The organism is Novosphingobium sp. BL-S-24 (assembly GCF_055521575.1).
On record NZ_CM145487.1, the window covers coordinates 650479 to 667821 of the forward strand.

Genomic DNA, 17343 nt, shown 5'->3' on the forward strand with positions numbered 1-17343 from the left:
TCGATCAGCTTATCGAGCGCACCCTTGGCCGAGACCTGCTGCGTCCCCAGCTTGAGCCAGTAGGCGCGCCCTGCGGTCATTGCCTCGTCGGCCAGCCACACAAAGGTCGCTTCGAACTGGTCGGCGGTCTGCGGCGGATTGTCGGCGGTGGAGATCACCGAGCCGCGCGAGCAATCGATCTTGTCGGCGAAGGTGACGGTGATCGACTGGTCGGCTGTGGCTTCTTCGAGATCGCCATCGCCCTCGACACTGTTCGCGCCAGGCATGGTGACGATGCGCGTAATGGTGCTGGTCTTGCCCGAAGGCAGCACGCGGATCTTGTCACCCGGCTTTACCGAACCCCTTGCGATCAGGCCCGAGAAGCTGCGGAAGTCGAGGTTGGGGCGATTGACCCACTGCACCGGCAGGCGAAACGGCTTGTCGGCATCGACCGAGCTGAGCACTTCGACCGTCTCGAGATGCTCGATCAGCGTCGGGCCGGAGTACGAGGGTGTATTCTCCGACTTCGTGGTGATGTTGTCACCCTTGAATCCCGAAATCGGCAGCGCGGTGAACGTGTCGATCCCGATCGAGTGCGCGAACTCGGTATAATCCTTGAAGATGCCGTCAAACACGGCGTGATCGTAATCGACCAGGTCCATCTTGTTCACGGCCAGGACGATGTTCTTGATGCCGATCAGGTGGCACAGGTACGAGTGCTGGCGCTCTGCACCAGCACTCCCTTGCGCGCGTCGATCAGGATCACCGCGAGGTCGGCGGTCGAGGCGCCGGTGACCATGTTGCGGGTGTACTGCTCGTGGCCCGGGCAGTCGGCGACGATGCACTTGCGCTTCTCGGTGTTGAAGAAGCGATAGGCGACGTCGATGGTGATGCCCTGCTTGCGCTCGGCGGCCAGACCGTCGACCAGCAGCGCGAAGTCGATGTCCTCGGAGATCAGGCTGTCGGTGACGTAGACGGCGTCTTTAGTGTCTTGGTCAGCCATGGGAGTTCTCCCTTTTCGCGTCACCCTCTCCACCCTTCCTTCGTCATCCCCGCGAAAGCGGGGATTCATCTCCTGACGTTACGTCACAGGAAAGACCTGGAGATGGATTCTCGCTTTCGCGGGAACGACGAGGTGTGGTGTTCCGAGGCTCGTTGTTCGCGAGAATTGTTGTTCAGTTACGAAGGTGTTTGAGGCCCAGCCTCAAAAATACCCCTGCTGCTTCTTCACTTCCATGCCGGCGCCGCCAGCATCCTTGTCGATGGCGCGCCCCTGGCGTTCCGAGGTTGTGGTCAGAGCGTCTCCTGGATCACCTCGGGCAGGGTCTAGGCGGTGCTCTCCACCGCGCCGGTCAGCGGGTAGCAGCCCAGCGTGCGGAAGCGGATCGAGCGCTCGACCGGCACTTCGCCCTCGCGCAGCGGGAAGCGGTCGTCATCGACTATCAGCAGCATGCCGTCATGCTCCACCGTCGGGTGTTTGTCCGCGAAGTAGAGCGGCACAATAGGGATGTCGTTGAGGTGAATGTACTGCCAGATGTCGAGCTCGGTCCAGTTCGAGATCGGGAACACGCGGATCGACTCCCCCTTCGCCTTGCGCGCGTTGTAGAGGTTCCACAGCTCGGGGCGCTGGTTCTTGGGGTCCCAGCCGTGCGACGTGGTGCGGAACGAGAAGATGCGCTCCTTGGCGCGGCTCTTCTCCTCGTCGCGGTGGGCACCGCCGAACGCAGCGTCGAAGCCGTACTTGTCGAGCGCCTGCTTGAGCCCTTCGGTCTTCCACATGTCGGTGTGGAGCGCGCCGTGGTCGAAGGGGTTGATGCCCTTCTCCTTGGCTTCGGGGTTCTGGTAGACGATCAGTTCCATGCCGCTGTCGCGCGCCATCTTGTCGCGCAGCTTGTACATCTCCTGGAACTTCAAGGTCGTGTCGACATGGAGCAGCGGGCACGGCGGTGGGGAGGGATAGAACGCCTTGCGCGCAAGGTGCAGCATCACCGCGCTGTCCTTGCCCAACGAGTACATCATCACCGGCTTCTCAGCTTCGGCGACAACCTCGCGAAGAATCATGGATCGCTTAGGCTTCAAGCCGATCAAGATGCGTGAGTGTTGTCATTTTCCCTCTCCGACTTTTTTTGGCTTAAGTACTAATCAACAACATCATGTCGGCATTAACCTCCCATTTGGGAGCTTCATGCAAAGAAATTATGTGCTGCTAAAAAACTACGATGGGGGCTAGCTGCCCTCAATTTTCCACTATGCTAACTGCACTTGGTTTTCGCAGGATAGCGATGCCATCTCTGTGTCCTAGCGCGGCAAGCTGTTCGGCTACCGCCTGACAAGTCCGTGTTCATCTGCACTAGTGACAAGTATCCGCACATCTCTCTCTAACTGCAAGCTCCTATGCGGCTGCATACGGATGTTTGCCGGTGCCCGGCGTCAGTCTGCATCTTTATGCGGGGCGCTTCGCTGTGTTTCTTGAACGCCATGCAGAATTTGCCTTGAGCCTGCCGGATGCCGCGGATAGCGTAGGTTCAACGAAAGAACGAAAGGGACGGTCTTGAGCACACCAGGTGCCTATGCCGTGCGTCTCGGTGGTCCCGATGCTTGAAATGCGATGCTGGAGGCATGTTTCACTATAGCGATGATGGAATGCGACACTTACAAGAGGCCGGGCGAATGACGGACACGAGACGTCTTGCAGTGCAAGGGGCAGTCGGGCGCATGGCAATGGCGGCATTGCTGGCTTGTGGCCTGTTCGTCACGATCGAACTCTTCTCCCCCGGACTGGTCCTGCCACAGATCGGCCGCACCTTCGCCCAAACAGCGCACGCTGTGTTGCTGACCCAAATGATCGGCGCAGTGGCGGGTTTCGCTTTCGCGGTCGGTGCGCCGTTCTGGGGTGCCCTCTTAGGACGGATAGGCTGTCGACGCGTTGTGATGCCAGCGCTCCTCCTCTCCGGCACTCTGCCTGTGGTTCTCGACAATCTGTGGCTGATCGTGGGCTCGCGGGTTATCGTAGGTCTGGCGACATCGGCCATCTTCACCGAAGCGCTTGCCGGTATCGGCGCGCAGCTCGAAGCCACCCGCGCGAACTTGTTTAGATGGTTCGCGGTCGTTGGCGGTCTCGCTGCGGTCGTCCTCTTTCCCGTGGTTGACTTACTCGGGCATTACGGATGGCGACTCGCGTTTCTCGTGCATCTGTCCGCTTTGTTCGTGGTGCCGCTGGCCTTGGCCATACCGACAGTGCTGGGCCGAAGCGACGCCGGCGTTGGGGATCAGGCCACTGCACCAAGCGAGCCGTTCCTGAACATGCCGACAGTCGGGCCGCTAATCATCGCGGGCCTGTCCGGCATGAGCATGATGCTCTCGCCCTTTTATGGACCGATATACCTGGCCTCTCTTGGCGTGACCGATACTCGTCTAGCATCCATCCCGCTCACAATCGGAGCCGCAGCCGCTGTTCTAGCTTCGGCAGCATACGGCAGGGTACACAAGTCGATCGGCATCATGGGGGGTCTTCGTGGCTGCAGCCGCGCTCATGGGCGGGATGCTGCTGATCGCCGGCTCAACCGGCAGCGTTGTCGTCTTCACGGCCGCAGTGGCGGGCATGAGCGCGATGGTCGCCTTGCTCGGACCCAACCTGAATGCGGCGGCGGTAGCGTTCAATACGCCCGTCCAGGCCGCCCGGGCAATCGGCATCGCCAACGGTGTGATGTTCGGCGCTCAGCTAGCATTCCCTTTCGTAGCCGCTTGGGTCCGGGGGCTGGCGGGTCTCTTAGGAGTGTTCTTGGCGTTCGGTGTGGCCATGGTGGCAGTGGCTTTGCTTGCAGCGGGACGGCAACTAACTCGGCCCCGCCTCGCGGCGAGTTGATGACCCCAACTCAACGAAGGGTCCCAATACAAAACTGTTCTTCTCGAGCGTCTTGGCGGCCATGCTCGTGATGGTCGAACTCGAAAGCTCCGATCTACCACGAAGCGAATGGCGTTCGGGATGGCGACCGCTTGTAGCAGCGGTTGTGGGCACAGGCTGCTGCATCGGCCTTTGGGGTGGTGTATCCAGCCTGTTTATCCAGCCTTGGCAGGATACATTCGGATGGTCGCGCACGCAGGTTGCGTTTGCGTTCAATAGCAATATAGCCATAGCCGTTGCCGCCCCGTTTCTAGGCCGGTTAACCGACCATGTGGGCGTTCGTCGCATCATCATTCTAGCGATGGTCGGGACGGCGATCGGCTATCTGGGCCTGGCGGCAATGAACGGCTCACTGCCTCTATTTTATGCTCTTTACCTTTGGACGATGGTTGTCGGTGTCGGCACGTCCGGAATGGTCTTTACCCGCGTAACCAGCGCAGCATTTGACAAGTCACGCGGCAAGGCACTGTCGTTAAACCGTCTTGGCCTGGGACTTGCCGGGGCGGTAATGCCATCGATCCTTTTGGCGGTAATCGCCAGCTCCGGTTGGCGGGCTGGCATGATGCTACTAGCGGCATTGATTCTGTTCGTCGCACTGCCAGTCATCTGGTTTTTCGTGCCTAGAGACCCACCTCTTTACAAAGAAGGCAGGAACCCTCTCGAAAGGGATATTCCGCCCGGGATGGGCTACTGGCTCGTCATGGCCCGCAAGCCGCAAATCGTGCTGATATGGCTTTCCGCCGCTCTTACGTTTGCGCCAGGTTTTGCCCTGCTGCAGCAGATCCTGCCCATTTTGACAGGCGCTGGTATCGAGAGCAGGCACGCGGCGGGACTGATCGGTTTGGCAGGCTTATCGTCAATGGGCGGCGCAATTCTAAGTGGATTGTTGCTCGATCGCTTCAAGCCCCCTCTGTTGGGCTGCATCTTCACTCTGGCTCCGGCGGCGGGATGTCTGTTGCTGGCCGGCGGTGACTTGACGATTATGGGCGGTGCTGTTGCCGTCCTCGCGCTCGGGCTGGCACAGGGAGCGGAAATCGAACTTCAAGCTTATCTGATTGGCAGCTATTGCAAGATTGAGGATTATGCATCTGTCTTCGGCGCAGGGGTGTTCATTTCGGGCTTGTTGATCGCGCTTTTTGGAAATCTGCTGGGCTTTGCCTATGACCGGCTCGGCGATTACCGTCTGGCGCTACTATCCTGTGCGGCTGCCTTTGCCGCGGCCTCGTTCTGTTATGTCCTGCTGGGGCGATATACACGGCGCACTTAGAACCACCAGAGCAGGTTATCTGTCGAGAAGACGACAGGTGCATTGCAATTCGTGCAGCGTGTGAGCGGTGGCCGCGCGAAGAGCTCAAGCTTCGGTCGTCGGATTGCCGGCCTGGTGGGTCGTGGCTGCGGGACTAGAGGAAGAAGTAGGCAATCATCGACATCAGCGAGATGTATCGTTTGAGGGCCCAGTATGCCCAATGCCCGCGACAAACCGGGCTCTCTGTGTGCTTGGCGTAAGATTACACCCATGCTGCATCTGGCATACGCCAGGGCAATACCAAAACTGCAGATGGCAGCCTCAACTCTGTTGATTGCTTCGATGGCGATCTGTGGCTTGGTCAGGAACACCTTACGGTCAGCCGTCACCTTCGCTTAAATCTGGATATCAAACAGATTGCAGTTTTTCTGATTTCGACTGCCCGCCTGCATTAACGTTCTGGCAGAAGACCTTTACTCTCGTGGATATCGGCTGCCATCCGGCAGCGCCATCCGGTGGCCCGGCGTGCCTGCTGGGCAACACGCTCTTGCGGAGTGACAAAGCGAGTGCTTGGCGGCAGCGCCTCGCGCAGATCGGGAAGCTTGACGACACGGCTTAAGACCGTCTCTTTGCGCGGTCCTGCCGCTGGGTCGGCATGGTGCCAGCGCAGTGTGATCGATCCAACCTGGTGCCCGCCGCTGTCCAACCAGTTATGCACGCCGGGATCCTGCGAAGAGACAATGAAACGCAGCCGTCCGTCGGCATCGGCCACTGCTTCCGTCCCGTTCATCGAGGCCATACGCCGTGTATAGTCATAAGCGACCGTCCACATGTCGGCGAGCTGGAAGCCGAAATAACGCGCTCGCATGGTATCTACGTCGACAATCAGGGCCTCGTCGTCCTGCAGATCGAACCAGCCGAGAGAGCCGTGCTGGCTGACCAAGCCACCATGATCACCAGAGGCGCGCGGCGCCTTGATGACGTTGGCCGGGTGGTGCTCGACGTAGCGATGCTGGAGCGTGTCGAGAAATTCGCGAGCCATCGCCATCGCCAGCCGCTCGGCCTCGGTGAGGATGTCGGCGTCGGTTCGGCTGTTGGATGGCGCATTCTTAGTCAGGCAGCGCAGCTGAAGCGCATAGCGTTCTTCGCGGGTCCAATCTCCCTGCGTGTCGCGAAACAGAAGAACGCGTCCTCCCGCGATCGAGAGATGCCCTTCCCGTCCATCGCTCGGGTCGCTGTCCAGCAGCAATTCGAAGCGCCCCCCTTCATCTACCTCAAGATCGGCCAAGCTGAGGAACCCGGCGCTGTCGGCCAGTCTGCCATCTCCCGAAAACCCCGCCATGACGGTCAATCCGACGTCGGCGGATGGATGGGCCGACCGCTGTCCCGTCAATCGGTAACGCAGGGCCGGATCGATCGCGGCAAGACGATATATGTTGTCGGGATTATCGATGCCATATCGGCTGCCCGGCAGGGTGACGCCTCCCGCAAAGCGCCGTTCATGACACAACGAACGGAAAATAGCCGGGTCTCCGGGCGTATCCTGGACTACGGATTCAAGGGCGGCATAAAGGAACTCCGCTGCGGCCTGTGCGACCAGGCTCGCTTGGCGGTCTCGCGCGTGATTGACATCGACCGTGAATAGTTCGGAAATCCTGTCTTCAGCGCTACGCGCGGCAGCCGAATAAAACAACCGGATCGCGCGCGCTTCCTTTGCGCTGGGCACATAGCCATCAAGCAGCGTCTCGCTCATGCCGATGTCTCCAGTTGCACGTTGAACCGCCGGATATATTCCGCGAAGGTGTCGTGCACCTGTGCCGGCGTAAGGCCGAAACCCTCGACGGGATAGCGGTGCTTCCCATGTGCGCCCTTGCGGTTGTCCGTCGCCCAGGCGGCTACCCTGCGTTCGACGTCAGGCGTGAAATCCATGCCGGCATGGGCATACACCCGTGCGACTTGCGCGACGGGATCGGCCTCCAGATCGCGGTAATGCACGTCGATGAACCGATCGGCGTAGCGCGAGTCGTCCCGCAGTTCCATGCAGCGGCGGAAGGACCGCGCGTAGGAACGGACGTACCTGCTAGCCACATCGGCGGTCGCCGCCTGCTCTCGGTCAGTATAGCGCGCGCGCACGGCGGACAGCAGGCTCATGGTCGAGCCCATGACCTTTGCCGGATCGCGATGATTGTGAACGATCACGGCGTCCGGGTAGGTCTGGAACAGCATGTCGAGATGCATCGTGTGTTCGGGCGCCTTGAGCACGACACGTTTGTGGCCGCTCTTGAATTGCAACGCCTGAAGCACGCGCTTGTGCCAGCGATAAGCCGAGCCGAAATCATCGGTTTTGAAGACGGTCGATGCGTAGCCTGGCACCTCGAAGAAGGCATAGAAGCTCATCGATACGAAGGAGAGTTCGAAGGCGAGGAAGTCTTCCTCGGGCAGGCATGCGTCCGAAAAGTGCATCTTCTGCAGTTCGGGGTCGAGCCACCCCTGAAACTCCAGCATCTGCTGCGTCCAGCGGATCGCAGCGTCGTGGTCGATCTCCGGATCATTGGGCGGAGGCGACGGATTGACGAGTTGCCAATGCAGCGGGGCGAGTACCTCGGGGTCCTGCCCCATCAGCGAATGCAGGAACGTCGTGCCTGCGCGGGGCAGCCCCAGAATGAAGATCGGCCGGTCGATGGCTTCCTGAGTGACGGCCGGCATCCGAACTCGATCGCCAAGCACGCGAAGCCGCTGCGTCAAACGAGTCATCAGCCATTGACGCGCGCGGGCTCGGCCGATTTCGCTTAGCTGAGCCTCTTCGTTCAGCGAGGAGAGCAAGGTTTGAAGCGGTCTGCGGAAATCGTCATCGCCCCAATCGTCAAGGCCGGTCGCTTGCTCCGCAGCCGTCATCAACTGGCCTCTGTCGAACCCATCCGCCATTTTTGCGCTCCTCTTCACGTCAGCCGTTGGGCAGATAGTGTCTTTTGTCAACGCCACCTCGATAGCGAAACGGGTGCTGGAGACGCAATGATCATGCGGACGTTTGCTCCCTTTGCCCGCAAGATGAGGCGCTCTTGCCTCAAGGCATCTTTATGTCGTCCACGAACTCGTTCGCCGAAATCGATGCTGGAATTGGTACGGCCGCATCACCGTGGGACTGCTTGGCGTAATGCGTAATTGTGAGGCGTGCGTGAAGCTGGGTTGGCAGATCGACGAATTGACTAGCAATTCGATTTGTTCGAAGTGTGCTGTATCCGAGTAGCCGCGAGCTGGGGCCGACGTGCGTACTTGCCGGCGCTGTTATGCTTAGAGTCGCAGGAGCCGGTCGTGGCACGATGCATCGACGCCATTGTCTCGGATCGATAAATTAAAACTGGAGAGAAGATGACCGACGCTGACACAATCATCTGGATCAGTGGGGCGACCCAAGGCCTCGGGCTGGGGATCGCAAAGACCGCGCCCTATCCCAACGCGAGGATCATCAACATTTCGCGTCGGGAGCATCCTGATTACGAGACGGTAAAGATCGACTTGACCCGCCCGGCAAGCTGGACGGCAGCAGGCGAAAGCTTCCAACGCGAGCTGAAGGATTTTCGTGGCAAGCGCGCGATCTTCATCCACAACGCCTTTTACCAGGCCCAATTCGCGTTCGTTGGCGAGCCGGATATGGATACGGATATCTATATGGACGAAGCGATCGCGAATGGCGTCGCTCCGCAGATATTAGGCGATATGTTCCTGCGTGCGGTGGGGCCTGGATATGAAAGCGGCCTTGCCATGATCACGTCAGCCGGCGCTCGCGTACCGTTCGAAGGAAACGCATCCTACTGTGCAGCAAAGGCCGCGGTTGAAATGTGGGTTCGCACGGTCCGGACCGAATTGAAGCGTCGCCATCGCGATACCTGGATCATGGCAATCCGGCCCGGCTTCATCGACACACCGTCAGTGGAAAAGGCGCGGAAGGCCGATGCGCATTCCTATCCGCTGGGCCCCCAGATCGCCCGGCAGGTAGAGAGCCGTCAGGGCATTATGAGCCCGGAAGAGGCCGGCACAGGTATCTGGTCGATGATCCCACCTAAAGAAGACAAATCCATCTGGTTGCAGGGGGAACTGGTCGTGATCTACCGGCCCTAGTGTCCATCTACGAGCGTTTCATCGTAATCGTTGAATTTACGTTGCACTCTAGCCCGTTGGCGCTCGCCTGGCAGTCGAGGTTTGGATATCGGCGCGTAGAGTCTCTTTGCGACCGGACCGGAACCTAAGATCTTGACCGCATCTATCGCCGCACCCTTGCGCCACGCCACCTTCCGCCGGATCTGGTCGGCAAGTCTGTTGTCGAACTTTGGCCTGCTTATCAATGGCGTGGGAGCGGGGTGGGCGATGACGGAAATGAGCGGTCGGCCTCAGGACGTCGCGCTCGTTCGAACGGCGCTGATGTTACCATATCTGCTTTTCTCCATGGCGGCAGGCGCTATCGCGGACAGCTACGACCGGCGCAAGGTAGCCCTGGCGATGGTAGGATGCGCTTGTATCAGCGCATCCCTCCTGGCAACCGTCGCGGCATTGGGATGGCTGACGCCAACGCTGTTGCTGGTGATTTCGTTCTGCGTGGGAACAGCAAACGCCATGTTCGGGCCCGCCTGGCAGGCGTCGGCAGCGAACAGGTGCCCGCGGCGGTCGCGCTCAATTCGATCAGCTATAACATAGCGCGTAGCTTTGGACCCGCGATCGGTGGATTCATCGTTGCTGCGGCAGGCGCTACTGGAGCCTTTGCTGCCAATTCCGTCTGCTACCTGCCCATATTACTCGCGATGTACCTGTGGCGCCGGATTCCCGAGCCTTCCCGTCTGCCGCCAGAGCGGATCAGCTGGGCAATCGTATCGGGCATCAGGTACATCGTTCACTCGGCACCTATGCGTGTGGTCATAATTCGCGCCGGCTGCATCGGCATTGCGGGAGGAGCGATTTCCTCGTTGATGCCCTTGGTCGCGCGCGACATGCTGGGAGATGGCGCCGCGACCTACGGCATCCTTCTGGGGGCGTTCGGCATCGGCATCGCCTGGATGCAGATACTGACCACGTTCAACGTCGCGATACAAACCATGGCACCGCGATGGGTCACGGGACGTGCCCTTGCCGCGTACATGGCCGCAATGGCTGGCGGAATCGCGACGGGCAGCTGGATCTGGGGAACCGTGGGACAGCATGGGGGTACCGCAGGTTCCCTCGATATATCCGGCGTTGCTTTTGCCGGATGCGTACTGCTGGCCCTCCGCTGGCGTATGCGCGTCGACGGTGTCGACAAAAGCGGACGAGAGCCCCTTCCCGAACCTGAAGCAGCGCTGGCCGTCAGCGGAAAGAGCGGTCCCATCGTTATCGAAGTCGAATATACAGTCACGCCCGACCATGCTCGCGCCTTTTACAACGCCATGCTGGACGTAGGCAGCGTCCGCCAACGAAATGGCGCGTACAATTGGACGCTGCTACGCGACATTGCCAGCGAAGCCGTGTGGATCGAACGGTTCAACTGCCCAACTTGGCACGACTATCTGCGCCAGCGTAATCGCATGACAGAGGGCGAATATCGCGCGTTCGCTTCGGCGCTACAGGAAACCGCTTCTGGCAAAGAGCCTCCCGTACGGCGTTTGCTCGAACGGCCACTGGGATCGGTTCGATGGCAGTCGCTGTCCCACGATCCGGGATTTACCACCACAATCGGTCCGTGATCCTAAAGACCTTTGTGGCGCCGGGACATCAAAACGGCGGGGGCAACGCGGCGCCCCCGCTTCACTTTGGTTATTGCTGACCCATCACGCACTGGTGCACGTGCAGTCCGCCGTCCACCGCGAGGATCTGTCCCGTGACGTAACGCGCTTCCCGCGATGCGAGAAAGCAGGTGACGTTGGCAATATCATCGGGTTCGCCAATGAACGGAACAAGATTTTCCGCACCCAGCTTCTCTATGAGGTCATCTGAACAGCCCTCCCGCACGGCTTTCGTCATGATGAGCCCCGGCGAAACGAGATTGCAGCGGACGTTGTGCTTTCCATATGACGCGGCGATGTCCATGGTCAGGCTGTGGAGACCGATCTTGGCGGCGGAATAAGCGTTGCGCACGCTGTCGCCACGAAACACGACTCCCGACCCGGTATTGACGATCGAGCCATAGCCCGCTTCGATCATGTGCGGGATGACATGTTTGCAGACAAGCATCGGCCCCTTGAGATTGAACTTGAGGTTTTGATCCCAGTAATCCGCGTCCATGTTGACGACATCGCGATCCTTGGCGATGAAGTCAGCCGCGATCATCGCCGCGTTGTTGATGACGATATTGATCTTGCCGAAGCGCTGGATGACCTGATCGACCATGGCAATGACCTGGCCTTCATCGGCATGGTCCAGCTTGACCGCAAGGACCTCGCTCCCGGCTTCCTCGACGATGCGAACGGTATCCGCCACGCCGGCGGCATTGCTGTAGTACGTGACCACGACCTTCGCACCACCTTCGGCAAGGATGCGAGCAGCCGACCGGCCCATGTTGTCCGCCGCGCCCACGATGATCGCGACCATGTCTTCAAAGCGTTTCATGTCATTCTCTCCTAGATTACATGTTGTTGTCGATGTTAGGGCCCGCGTATTCCTGGCGACTAGGTCGCCGTGTTGATCGTGGGCCAGCTATGCGTGATCCGCGTCATCATGACGACGCTGCGACTCTCGTCGCATAGGCTTTCGCGCTGCCGCAGATAGGCTTTGTACGAGGCTGTTCGCGTTGCCGAAGCGGCTTCTTCTGCACTTGCGAACCAGCTTTCGGTGATCACATCGAAGTTATAGCCTGGCGGCCGATCCTCGACCCGGTTGACGATGGTTCGTCCAGCGTTGGGGATCGTTCCGGCCACCGCCGCAACTGTCGCATCCACGAAGCCTTCGGTCGAAAGATGTCGGCCCCGCTTCAGGAAATTGAGAAGGCAATAAGGCTGCATCGCACCATCCTGGACGACATGCTCCACACATTGCAGCGAGAAATGACGGACGTAGGACGAGAAGGTCAGCAGTTCGTCGGGAAGCATGATATCGAGGACCAGATCGTCCTGGTGCATCGCCACGGCGACGTCACGGCTCTTCAGCGTCAACAAGTTGACACCGTCGTAGTCGAGTGACGCGCGCGGGACGACCGCGCGGTCGTAGAGACTGAGACACTGCGCAACCTGTACGAAACTGCCACGCAGCGACGGTATCGAGCCACCCAGGATCGCATGCTGCCTCCAGCGGTCCGGAAACATGGTGACGCTCAACGAAGGATTTCGCCGGGCGAGATAGATCACCTTCACCACGTTCTGGCTCATATAATCTCTCCCATTCCGGCCTCTCTGCGCAAGCGCCACGATGATGTTTAAGCGCCGCTAAAGCGGGGAGCGCGTTTCTGTGTGAAGGCGTCGATCGCCTCGCGGAAGTCGTCAGTCAGCAGGCCGATCACCTGGACATGATTTTCCAGTTCCACGGCGGCGGCCAAGCTTTGGGCATCCAGATTGGCCCACATCACCTGCTTGCTATGCTTGATAGAATTGGGGCTGTTCGAAGCAATCTCGCGCGCCACCGCCAGTGCGGCGCCCACTGCCGCTTCGTCTTCGACGACCCGCGAGACCAGGCCGATCGCCAATGCCTCCTGCGCATCGACACGCCTGCCAGTCAGCATGATCTCGAATGCGCGGGCAGCCCCGATCAGCCGCGGGAGATGATAGCTGATGCCACTTTCGCCAGCGGAAAGCCCAATCTTCACAGCGCCGACTCTCAGATCGGCCGATTGCCCGGCAACACGGACATCACAGGCAAGCGCCAAAGCGCATCCCACGCCAATGGCTGGACCGCAGATCGCCGCGACGACGGGTTGTCGTAAGCCGTGCAGCCGCAACGACATACCGGCATACGCTTCCTTCAGCTTCATCCATGCGACAGCACCGAAGTGAGCGCCGCCGAGAGTCATGTCGAGGGACTTCAAATCGAGCCCGGCGCAAAAAACACGCTCGGTGCCTGTGAGCACCACGACCCGGATCGTTTCGTCGCGGTCTATTTCCGACAGCAGCGCGTGAAAGCGCTCGACCATCGCGGGGTCCATGGCGTTCATCGTGCCCGGACGGTTAAACCGTACCAGGGCAATGCCGTCGTCCTGACGTTCGAGCAGCAGGGAGGGCGTGGCTTTACCGTCACACATCGGAACTGTCCATAGATTAGGGAACGGCTCACCCGTTAGCTGGTCTAACGCAAAGCGCGGTAAAGAGAGGACCGGCGTCGCGGATAGCGACGCCGATCAAGTGTTGGATCAAACCAACGAAGGGGGCAGCATCCGACGACCATTTTCGTACATGATCTTCCGGACGTCCGCATCGCTCAATCCACCAAGGGCTTCGGCGGCGAACTCACGCGGCGTGGGAATGCCTTCCGCATGGGGATAGTCCGAACCCATCATCAGGCAATCGGCCGTGCCGATCTCGTCGACGATGCGCTTCACATCGTCTTCGGGATAAGCGACGACGAAGCAATGGCGCTTGAAGATCGCGCTCGGGCGCTCCTTGAGCTGGCCCTGCGGCCAGTAGCCTGAGCGGGCCATGCCGCGCATTTTGTCCATCTTGTAGAGGAACCGCGGCAACCACTCGGCGCCATTCTCCACGCTTGCCATCTTGATGTTCGGAAAGCGCTCGAAGAAGTTCAGATAAACGAAGGACGCCATCGTCATCATCACCGGGATTTCCGAATAGGTGAACATCCACTGCCAGGCGGTAAGGCCCATCCGGCGTGGCGCCATCGGTTCTTCGCCATGCGAGCGAACCAGCGGGTGCATGAAGTTCGCCTCGGACACGTGGAAGGTCACGACGACATGGGCGTCGTTCAGAACCTGCCAGATCGGATCGAACTGCGGATCGGCCGCAGCCTTTCCATGTGCCGGTCCCATGGGCATCACGACGACGCGCACATTGTTCTCCACGAGCCACTTGGCTTCTTGGAGCGCCCATTCCGGATCCCACAACGCCAGGATCGGCGTCGAATAGATGCGGTCCTTGTGGTTGAAGCTCCATTCCTCGAGCAGATAGCGGTTGTACGCATGCAGAACCGCGCTAGCCCCTTTGGGGTCCATGCCTTCGTCATCGATCATCATGCCAAGCTTGCCGAGCGCGGTAACGATGTGACCGATAAAGAGGATCGAGCTCTCCACGCCAAATTCGTCAAGCTTCGCGACGCGCTCTTCACGCAAGTACATATCGCGCGTCGGCAAAATGCGAGAGTCGATTTCCTCGCCCGTAGCGATCGCGCCAAGCCATTCCTTGAGCTTACCCGGAGGGGGCATAAGTCCATCTTCGCGGGTTTCCCCAACGGTGGTGGGCACGACATGGTCGCCGATATACATTGCAAAGCCCTCGGGGCCCTGCCGCATGGCGAGCAGCCAGTCCTTCTTGTACTCCTCAGGCATGTACTGTTCCATGAAGTCAAAGTTGACCTCATGAATATGAGTGTCTCCGTCAAAGATCGGACCATCATAGGTGACGACCGACTTGAGGTTACCCTTGTGAGATGCTGACGACGCCATTTTTGTGCTTTCCTCGTAGGTTCGTGACCACCCTTATGCCTCGACCACCCACGGCTTTCAAGAAAAATGGAACGGCGTTCAGAAAAGTCGTTCGAATATCCAACTCGATGCACTATGCCATGTTGAGTTGCCCTGAGTCGGTCGACGATGTCGGGGAGTGCGCTATCGCCCAGCGGGAGGCAACATGACAACGCCAGCCGCATTTGTGGGTAAGATGAGCGCATACATGGGAGGATCGATGACAAGCAAAAGTGCCCCTCTGGACGTTGGTCCCTTGTTTTCGCCGCTCGATCTAGGCAAGCTTCGCCTCAAGAACCGCATCGCCATGTCGCCGATGACCCGCAATTTCACCCGGGATGGACTGCCGATCGAAGGGGTGGTCGACTATTATCGCCGACGCGCGGAAGGTGGCGCGGGGCTCATCATCACGGAAGGCGTGGCGCCGCCGCATGCCCTTGCTCAGCAGGTTAGTCAAAGTCCGATCATGCAGGGCGACGCCGCGGTCGCGGCGTGGCGGGAGGTGACCACGGCCGTCCATGCCGCCGGGTCCGCGATCCTCCTGCAGGTGTGGCATACCGGTCTTGGCCGCAAGGCATCCGCCACCGACAATCCTCTCGAGGCGTCCATCGGGCCGTCCGGTTATCTGCCCGAGCAGGAATTGCCGGGACGCGCGATGGAGCCGGCGGATTTCGACGAGGTGATCGAGGCGTTCGGACGGGCCGCCGAGCTTGCCGAGCGCGCCGGTTTCGACGGGGTCAACATCCACGGCGCGCACGGCTATCTGATCGATCAGTTCTTCTGGGACAGAACCAATCTGCGCGACGACGGTTATGGTGGCTCCGTTCTCAACCGGACGCGACTGGGCACCGAAATCGTCGCGGAGATGCGCCGCCGCGTCTCCGCGGGGTTCGTCATCATGTTCCGCTTTTCGCAGTGGAAAGGACCCGATTACGAGGCGCGGCTCGCGACGACCCCCGATGAGCTCGCGGGTTACCTGCAGCCGCTCGCCGATGCGGGCGTCGACATGTTCGACGCATCGACCCGCCGGTTCTGGCACGCGGAGTTCGAGGGAAGCCCGCTCAACCTGGCCGGCTGGGCCAAGGCGTTGACGGGCAAGCCGGCCATGACGGTCGGCTCGGTGTCGCTGGACCTGCCGCTGCAATCGCGCGGAGCACGGGTCAAGGACGTTGCTGGAGTGACCGGCGACAATCTGGCTCGCCTGATGGAGATGTTCAATCGCGGGGATTTCGACGTGGTGGGCGTCGGCCGCGCCATCATCGCCAACCCCGACTGGCCCGAGCTTGTCCGGCGCGGCGCGCTCGATGAACTCAAACCTTATGACCCGGCCTGCCTCGCCGAATTGTTCTGAGCGCAGTCCATCCAAAAAAAAACGACTTCGGGAGGAGCAGGCAATGCATGATATGAGCACCGGACATGATGTGAGGACCGGAATTCGACCTTTGTCGGCCGAGGCAATGATCGCGCATGCGGAGCGATCCACAGGGTTACATGACTGGGCCGGCGACGAATTCCGCCACCCCTTCGCGGTTCTCGTCGACTCGGTCGAGCGCGAAGCCGACCTGAGCGCGTTGGGACGCGAGCGGTTCGCATCCTGGCTCATGCTCCGCCTCGAACAGCGCCTTAAAATGGTCGAGGACCGCAAGCGACGTCCCGAGATCGTGGCCCAGAAGATCGAAAAACCCGTCTTTCTGTTCGGCTTTCCGCGTGCGGGCACCACGTTCCTTCACACGCTTCTCAGCATCGATCCTGGCAATGTCTCGCCAGCGTACTGGCAACTGAACCTGCCGTCCCCGCCGCCGAACGATCCCGCGATCGATCACTCGGCTTCGATCCGGAGCATGCAACAGAACCTGGAATTCCAAGGCTGGACCCGCCCCGAAGTCGCGGCGATGCATTTCATGGCGCCGGAACTTCCCGAAGAGGATTTTCTCGCCTTCGAATATAGCTTCGTCTCGACCGGGTTCATGGGTTTCGTCAACGTGCCAAGCTATGTCCGAGAGGTCGTCGCCGGAAACTTCCGCGAGGCGTACAAGTGGCACAGGATTGTCCTACAGGCGCTGCAGGTGGGTGTGGAAGGGCGGCGCTGGATGCTCAAGGCGCCAGAACACAGCCTGCATGTGGATACGCTTCTAGAGGAGTATCCCGATGCCCTGCTCGTGCAGCACCATCGCGATCCGTCCAAGGTGATGGCGTCCGTCTTCAGCGTGCTAACGGCGTACCGCTCGCTTTATTGCGACGGCGTCACCTCCATCGGCGAGGAGGACGCACGCGCCTTCATGCATATGTACGCCACGGGCGTCTCGCACGCCCTCAAGATGCGACGGGGCACGGCCGCTTCCAACGGCCGGTTCCTGGATATCCATTATCTGGATCTGGAGCGCGACCCCCTGGGCTGCGTACGGCGGGTCTACGATCATGCCGGCCTGCCGTTCACCCAGGCGACAGAGCAGCGCCTCGACGACTGGGTCTCACAAAATCGCAAGGGCAAGCATGGCAAACATCGCTATCTGCTGAGCGACTACGGCCTGAGCCAAGCCGAAGTGCATGAAGCTTTCGCCGACTACATCAAGGAGTTCGGCGTCGAACTGGAAGGCAGCGCCTGACCCCCCTCGCCCAACCCAAAACCGC

Annotated in this window: 12 protein-coding genes and 4 pseudogenes; 8 read left to right on the plus strand and 8 right to left on the minus strand. The window is 60.1% G+C overall.

Translation table 11 applies throughout. The annotated features are described in order from the left end of the window. Positions 1 to 26 precede the first annotated feature (26 nt). Together ACZ1JM_RS02915 and cysD are read right to left on the minus strand one after the other, a co-directional pair. A pseudogene (locus tag ACZ1JM_RS02915) lies at positions 27 to 982 on the minus strand (sulfate adenylyltransferase subunit 1); the annotation flags it as partial. A 201-nt stretch (positions 983 to 1183) separates the two neighbouring features. Next, positions 1184 to 2086 (minus strand): annotated as a pseudogene (cysD, locus tag ACZ1JM_RS02920) (sulfate adenylyltransferase subunit CysD). Positions 2087 to 2700: 614 nt separating this feature from the next. Between cysD and ACZ1JM_RS02925 the strand changes: the two are divergent. The 3 genes and pseudogenes from ACZ1JM_RS02925 to ACZ1JM_RS02935 form a co-directional block, all read left to right on the plus strand. Next, a pseudogene (locus ACZ1JM_RS02925) lies at positions 2701 to 3465 on the plus strand (MFS transporter); the annotation flags it as partial. A 28-nt stretch (positions 3466 to 3493) separates the two neighbouring features. Beyond that, positions 3494 to 3844, plus strand: a complete 351-nt coding sequence (locus tag ACZ1JM_RS02930; protein ID WP_465132590.1) for a hypothetical protein — start codon at positions 3494 to 3496, stop codon at positions 3842 to 3844. Positions 3845 to 3905: 61 nt separating this feature from the next. Then, entirely contained in the window at positions 3906 to 5150 is a 1245-nt protein-coding gene (locus tag ACZ1JM_RS02935) for an MFS transporter (protein WP_465132563.1), read from the plus strand. A 430-nt stretch (positions 5151 to 5580) separates the two neighbouring features. Here ACZ1JM_RS02935 and ACZ1JM_RS02940 read toward each other — a convergent pair whose 3' ends face one another. Beyond that, positions 5581 to 6882, minus strand: coding sequence for a hypothetical protein (locus ACZ1JM_RS02940; RefSeq protein WP_465131649.1), 1302 nt, complete (start codon positions 6880 to 6882; stop codon positions 5581 to 5583). Then, positions 6879 to 8054 (minus strand): sulfotransferase family protein, encoded by a 1176-nt coding sequence (locus ACZ1JM_RS02945; protein WP_465131650.1) that lies wholly within the window; start codon positions 8052 to 8054, stop codon positions 6879 to 6881. Before ACZ1JM_RS02945 ends, ACZ1JM_RS02940 begins: the two co-directional genes overlap by 4 nt. Before the next feature lie 444 nt (positions 8055 to 8498). Between ACZ1JM_RS02945 and ACZ1JM_RS02950 the strand changes: the two genes are divergently transcribed. From ACZ1JM_RS02950 to ACZ1JM_RS02960, 3 genes and pseudogenes are all read left to right on the plus strand, one after another. Next, on the plus strand, positions 8499 to 9248 hold the full coding sequence (locus tag ACZ1JM_RS02950; RefSeq protein ID WP_465131651.1) for an SDR family NAD(P)-dependent oxidoreductase: 750 nt from the start codon (positions 8499 to 8501) through the stop codon (positions 9246 to 9248). 198 nt (positions 9249 to 9446) lie between these two features. Further along, positions 9447 to 10132 (plus strand): annotated as a pseudogene (locus ACZ1JM_RS02955) (MFS transporter); the annotation flags it as partial. 45 nt (positions 10133 to 10177) lie between these two features. Further along, on the plus strand, positions 10178 to 10840 hold the full coding sequence (locus ACZ1JM_RS02960; protein WP_465132564.1) for an MFS transporter: 663 nt from the start codon (positions 10178 to 10180) through the stop codon (positions 10838 to 10840). Positions 10841 to 10910: 70 nt separating this feature from the next. Here the strand turns inward: ACZ1JM_RS02960 and ACZ1JM_RS02965 are convergent, their stop codons facing one another. From ACZ1JM_RS02965 to ACZ1JM_RS02980, 4 genes are all read right to left on the minus strand, one after another. Next, on the minus strand, positions 10911 to 11702 hold the full coding sequence (locus tag ACZ1JM_RS02965) for an SDR family NAD(P)-dependent oxidoreductase (protein ID WP_465131652.1): 792 nt from the start codon (positions 11700 to 11702) through the stop codon (positions 10911 to 10913). Between the two features lie 59 nt (positions 11703 to 11761). Further along, the gene (locus ACZ1JM_RS02970; RefSeq protein WP_465131653.1) at positions 11762 to 12457 is read right to left on the minus strand and encodes an EthD domain-containing protein; all 696 of its coding nucleotides are present in this window, start codon (positions 12455 to 12457) and stop codon (positions 11762 to 11764) included. A gap of 47 nt (positions 12458 to 12504) precedes the next feature. Continuing rightward, positions 12505 to 13323, minus strand: a complete 819-nt coding sequence (locus ACZ1JM_RS02975; protein ID WP_465131654.1) for an enoyl-CoA hydratase/isomerase family protein — start codon at positions 13321 to 13323, stop codon at positions 12505 to 12507. A gap of 108 nt (positions 13324 to 13431) precedes the next feature. Further along, positions 13432 to 14694, minus strand: a complete 1263-nt coding sequence (locus ACZ1JM_RS02980) for an amidohydrolase family protein (RefSeq protein ID WP_465131655.1) — start codon at positions 14692 to 14694, stop codon at positions 13432 to 13434. Positions 14695 to 14968: 274 nt separating this feature from the next. Here ACZ1JM_RS02980 and ACZ1JM_RS02985 point away from each other — a divergent pair, with 274 nt between their 5' ends. Together ACZ1JM_RS02985 and ACZ1JM_RS02990 are read left to right on the plus strand one after the other, a co-directional pair. Then, on the plus strand, positions 14969 to 16063 hold the full coding sequence (locus tag ACZ1JM_RS02985; RefSeq protein ID WP_465131656.1) for an oxidoreductase: 1095 nt from the start codon (positions 14969 to 14971) through the stop codon (positions 16061 to 16063). A gap of 43 nt (positions 16064 to 16106) precedes the next feature. After that, entirely contained in the window at positions 16107 to 17318 is a 1212-nt protein-coding gene (locus ACZ1JM_RS02990; RefSeq protein WP_465131657.1) for a sulfotransferase family protein, read from the plus strand. The last annotated feature ends 25 nt before the right edge of the window (positions 17319 to 17343 follow it).

Coding starts and splice junctions, on each gene's coding strand:
- ACZ1JM_RS02935 (WP_465132563.1), top strand. CDS start 3,906: ATGCTCGTGATGGTCGAACTCGAAAGCTCCGATCTACCACGAAGCGAA.
- ACZ1JM_RS02940 (WP_465131649.1), bottom strand. CDS start 6,882: ATGAGCGAGACGCTGCTTGATGGCTATGTGCCCAGCGCAAAGGAAGCG.
- ACZ1JM_RS02945 (WP_465131650.1), bottom strand. CDS start 8,054: ATGGCGGATGGGTTCGACAGAGGCCAGTTGATGACGGCTGCGGAGCAA.
- ACZ1JM_RS02950 (WP_465131651.1), top strand. CDS start 8,499: ATGACCGACGCTGACACAATCATCTGGATCAGTGGGGCGACCCAAGGC.
- ACZ1JM_RS02960 (WP_465132564.1), top strand. CDS start 10,178: ATGCAGATACTGACCACGTTCAACGTCGCGATACAAACCATGGCACCG.
- ACZ1JM_RS02965 (WP_465131652.1), bottom strand. CDS start 11,702: ATGAAACGCTTTGAAGACATGGTCGCGATCATCGTGGGCGCGGCGGAC.
- ACZ1JM_RS02970 (WP_465131653.1), bottom strand. CDS start 12,457: ATGAGCCAGAACGTGGTGAAGGTGATCTATCTCGCCCGGCGAAATCCT.
- ACZ1JM_RS02975 (WP_465131654.1), bottom strand. CDS start 13,323: ATGTGTGACGGTAAAGCCACGCCCTCCCTGCTGCTCGAACGTCAGGAC.
- ACZ1JM_RS02980 (WP_465131655.1), bottom strand. CDS start 14,694: ATGGCGTCGTCAGCATCTCACAAGGGTAACCTCAAGTCGGTCGTCACC.
- ACZ1JM_RS02990 (WP_465131657.1), top strand. CDS start 16,107: ATGCATGATATGAGCACCGGACATGATGTGAGGACCGGAATTCGACCT.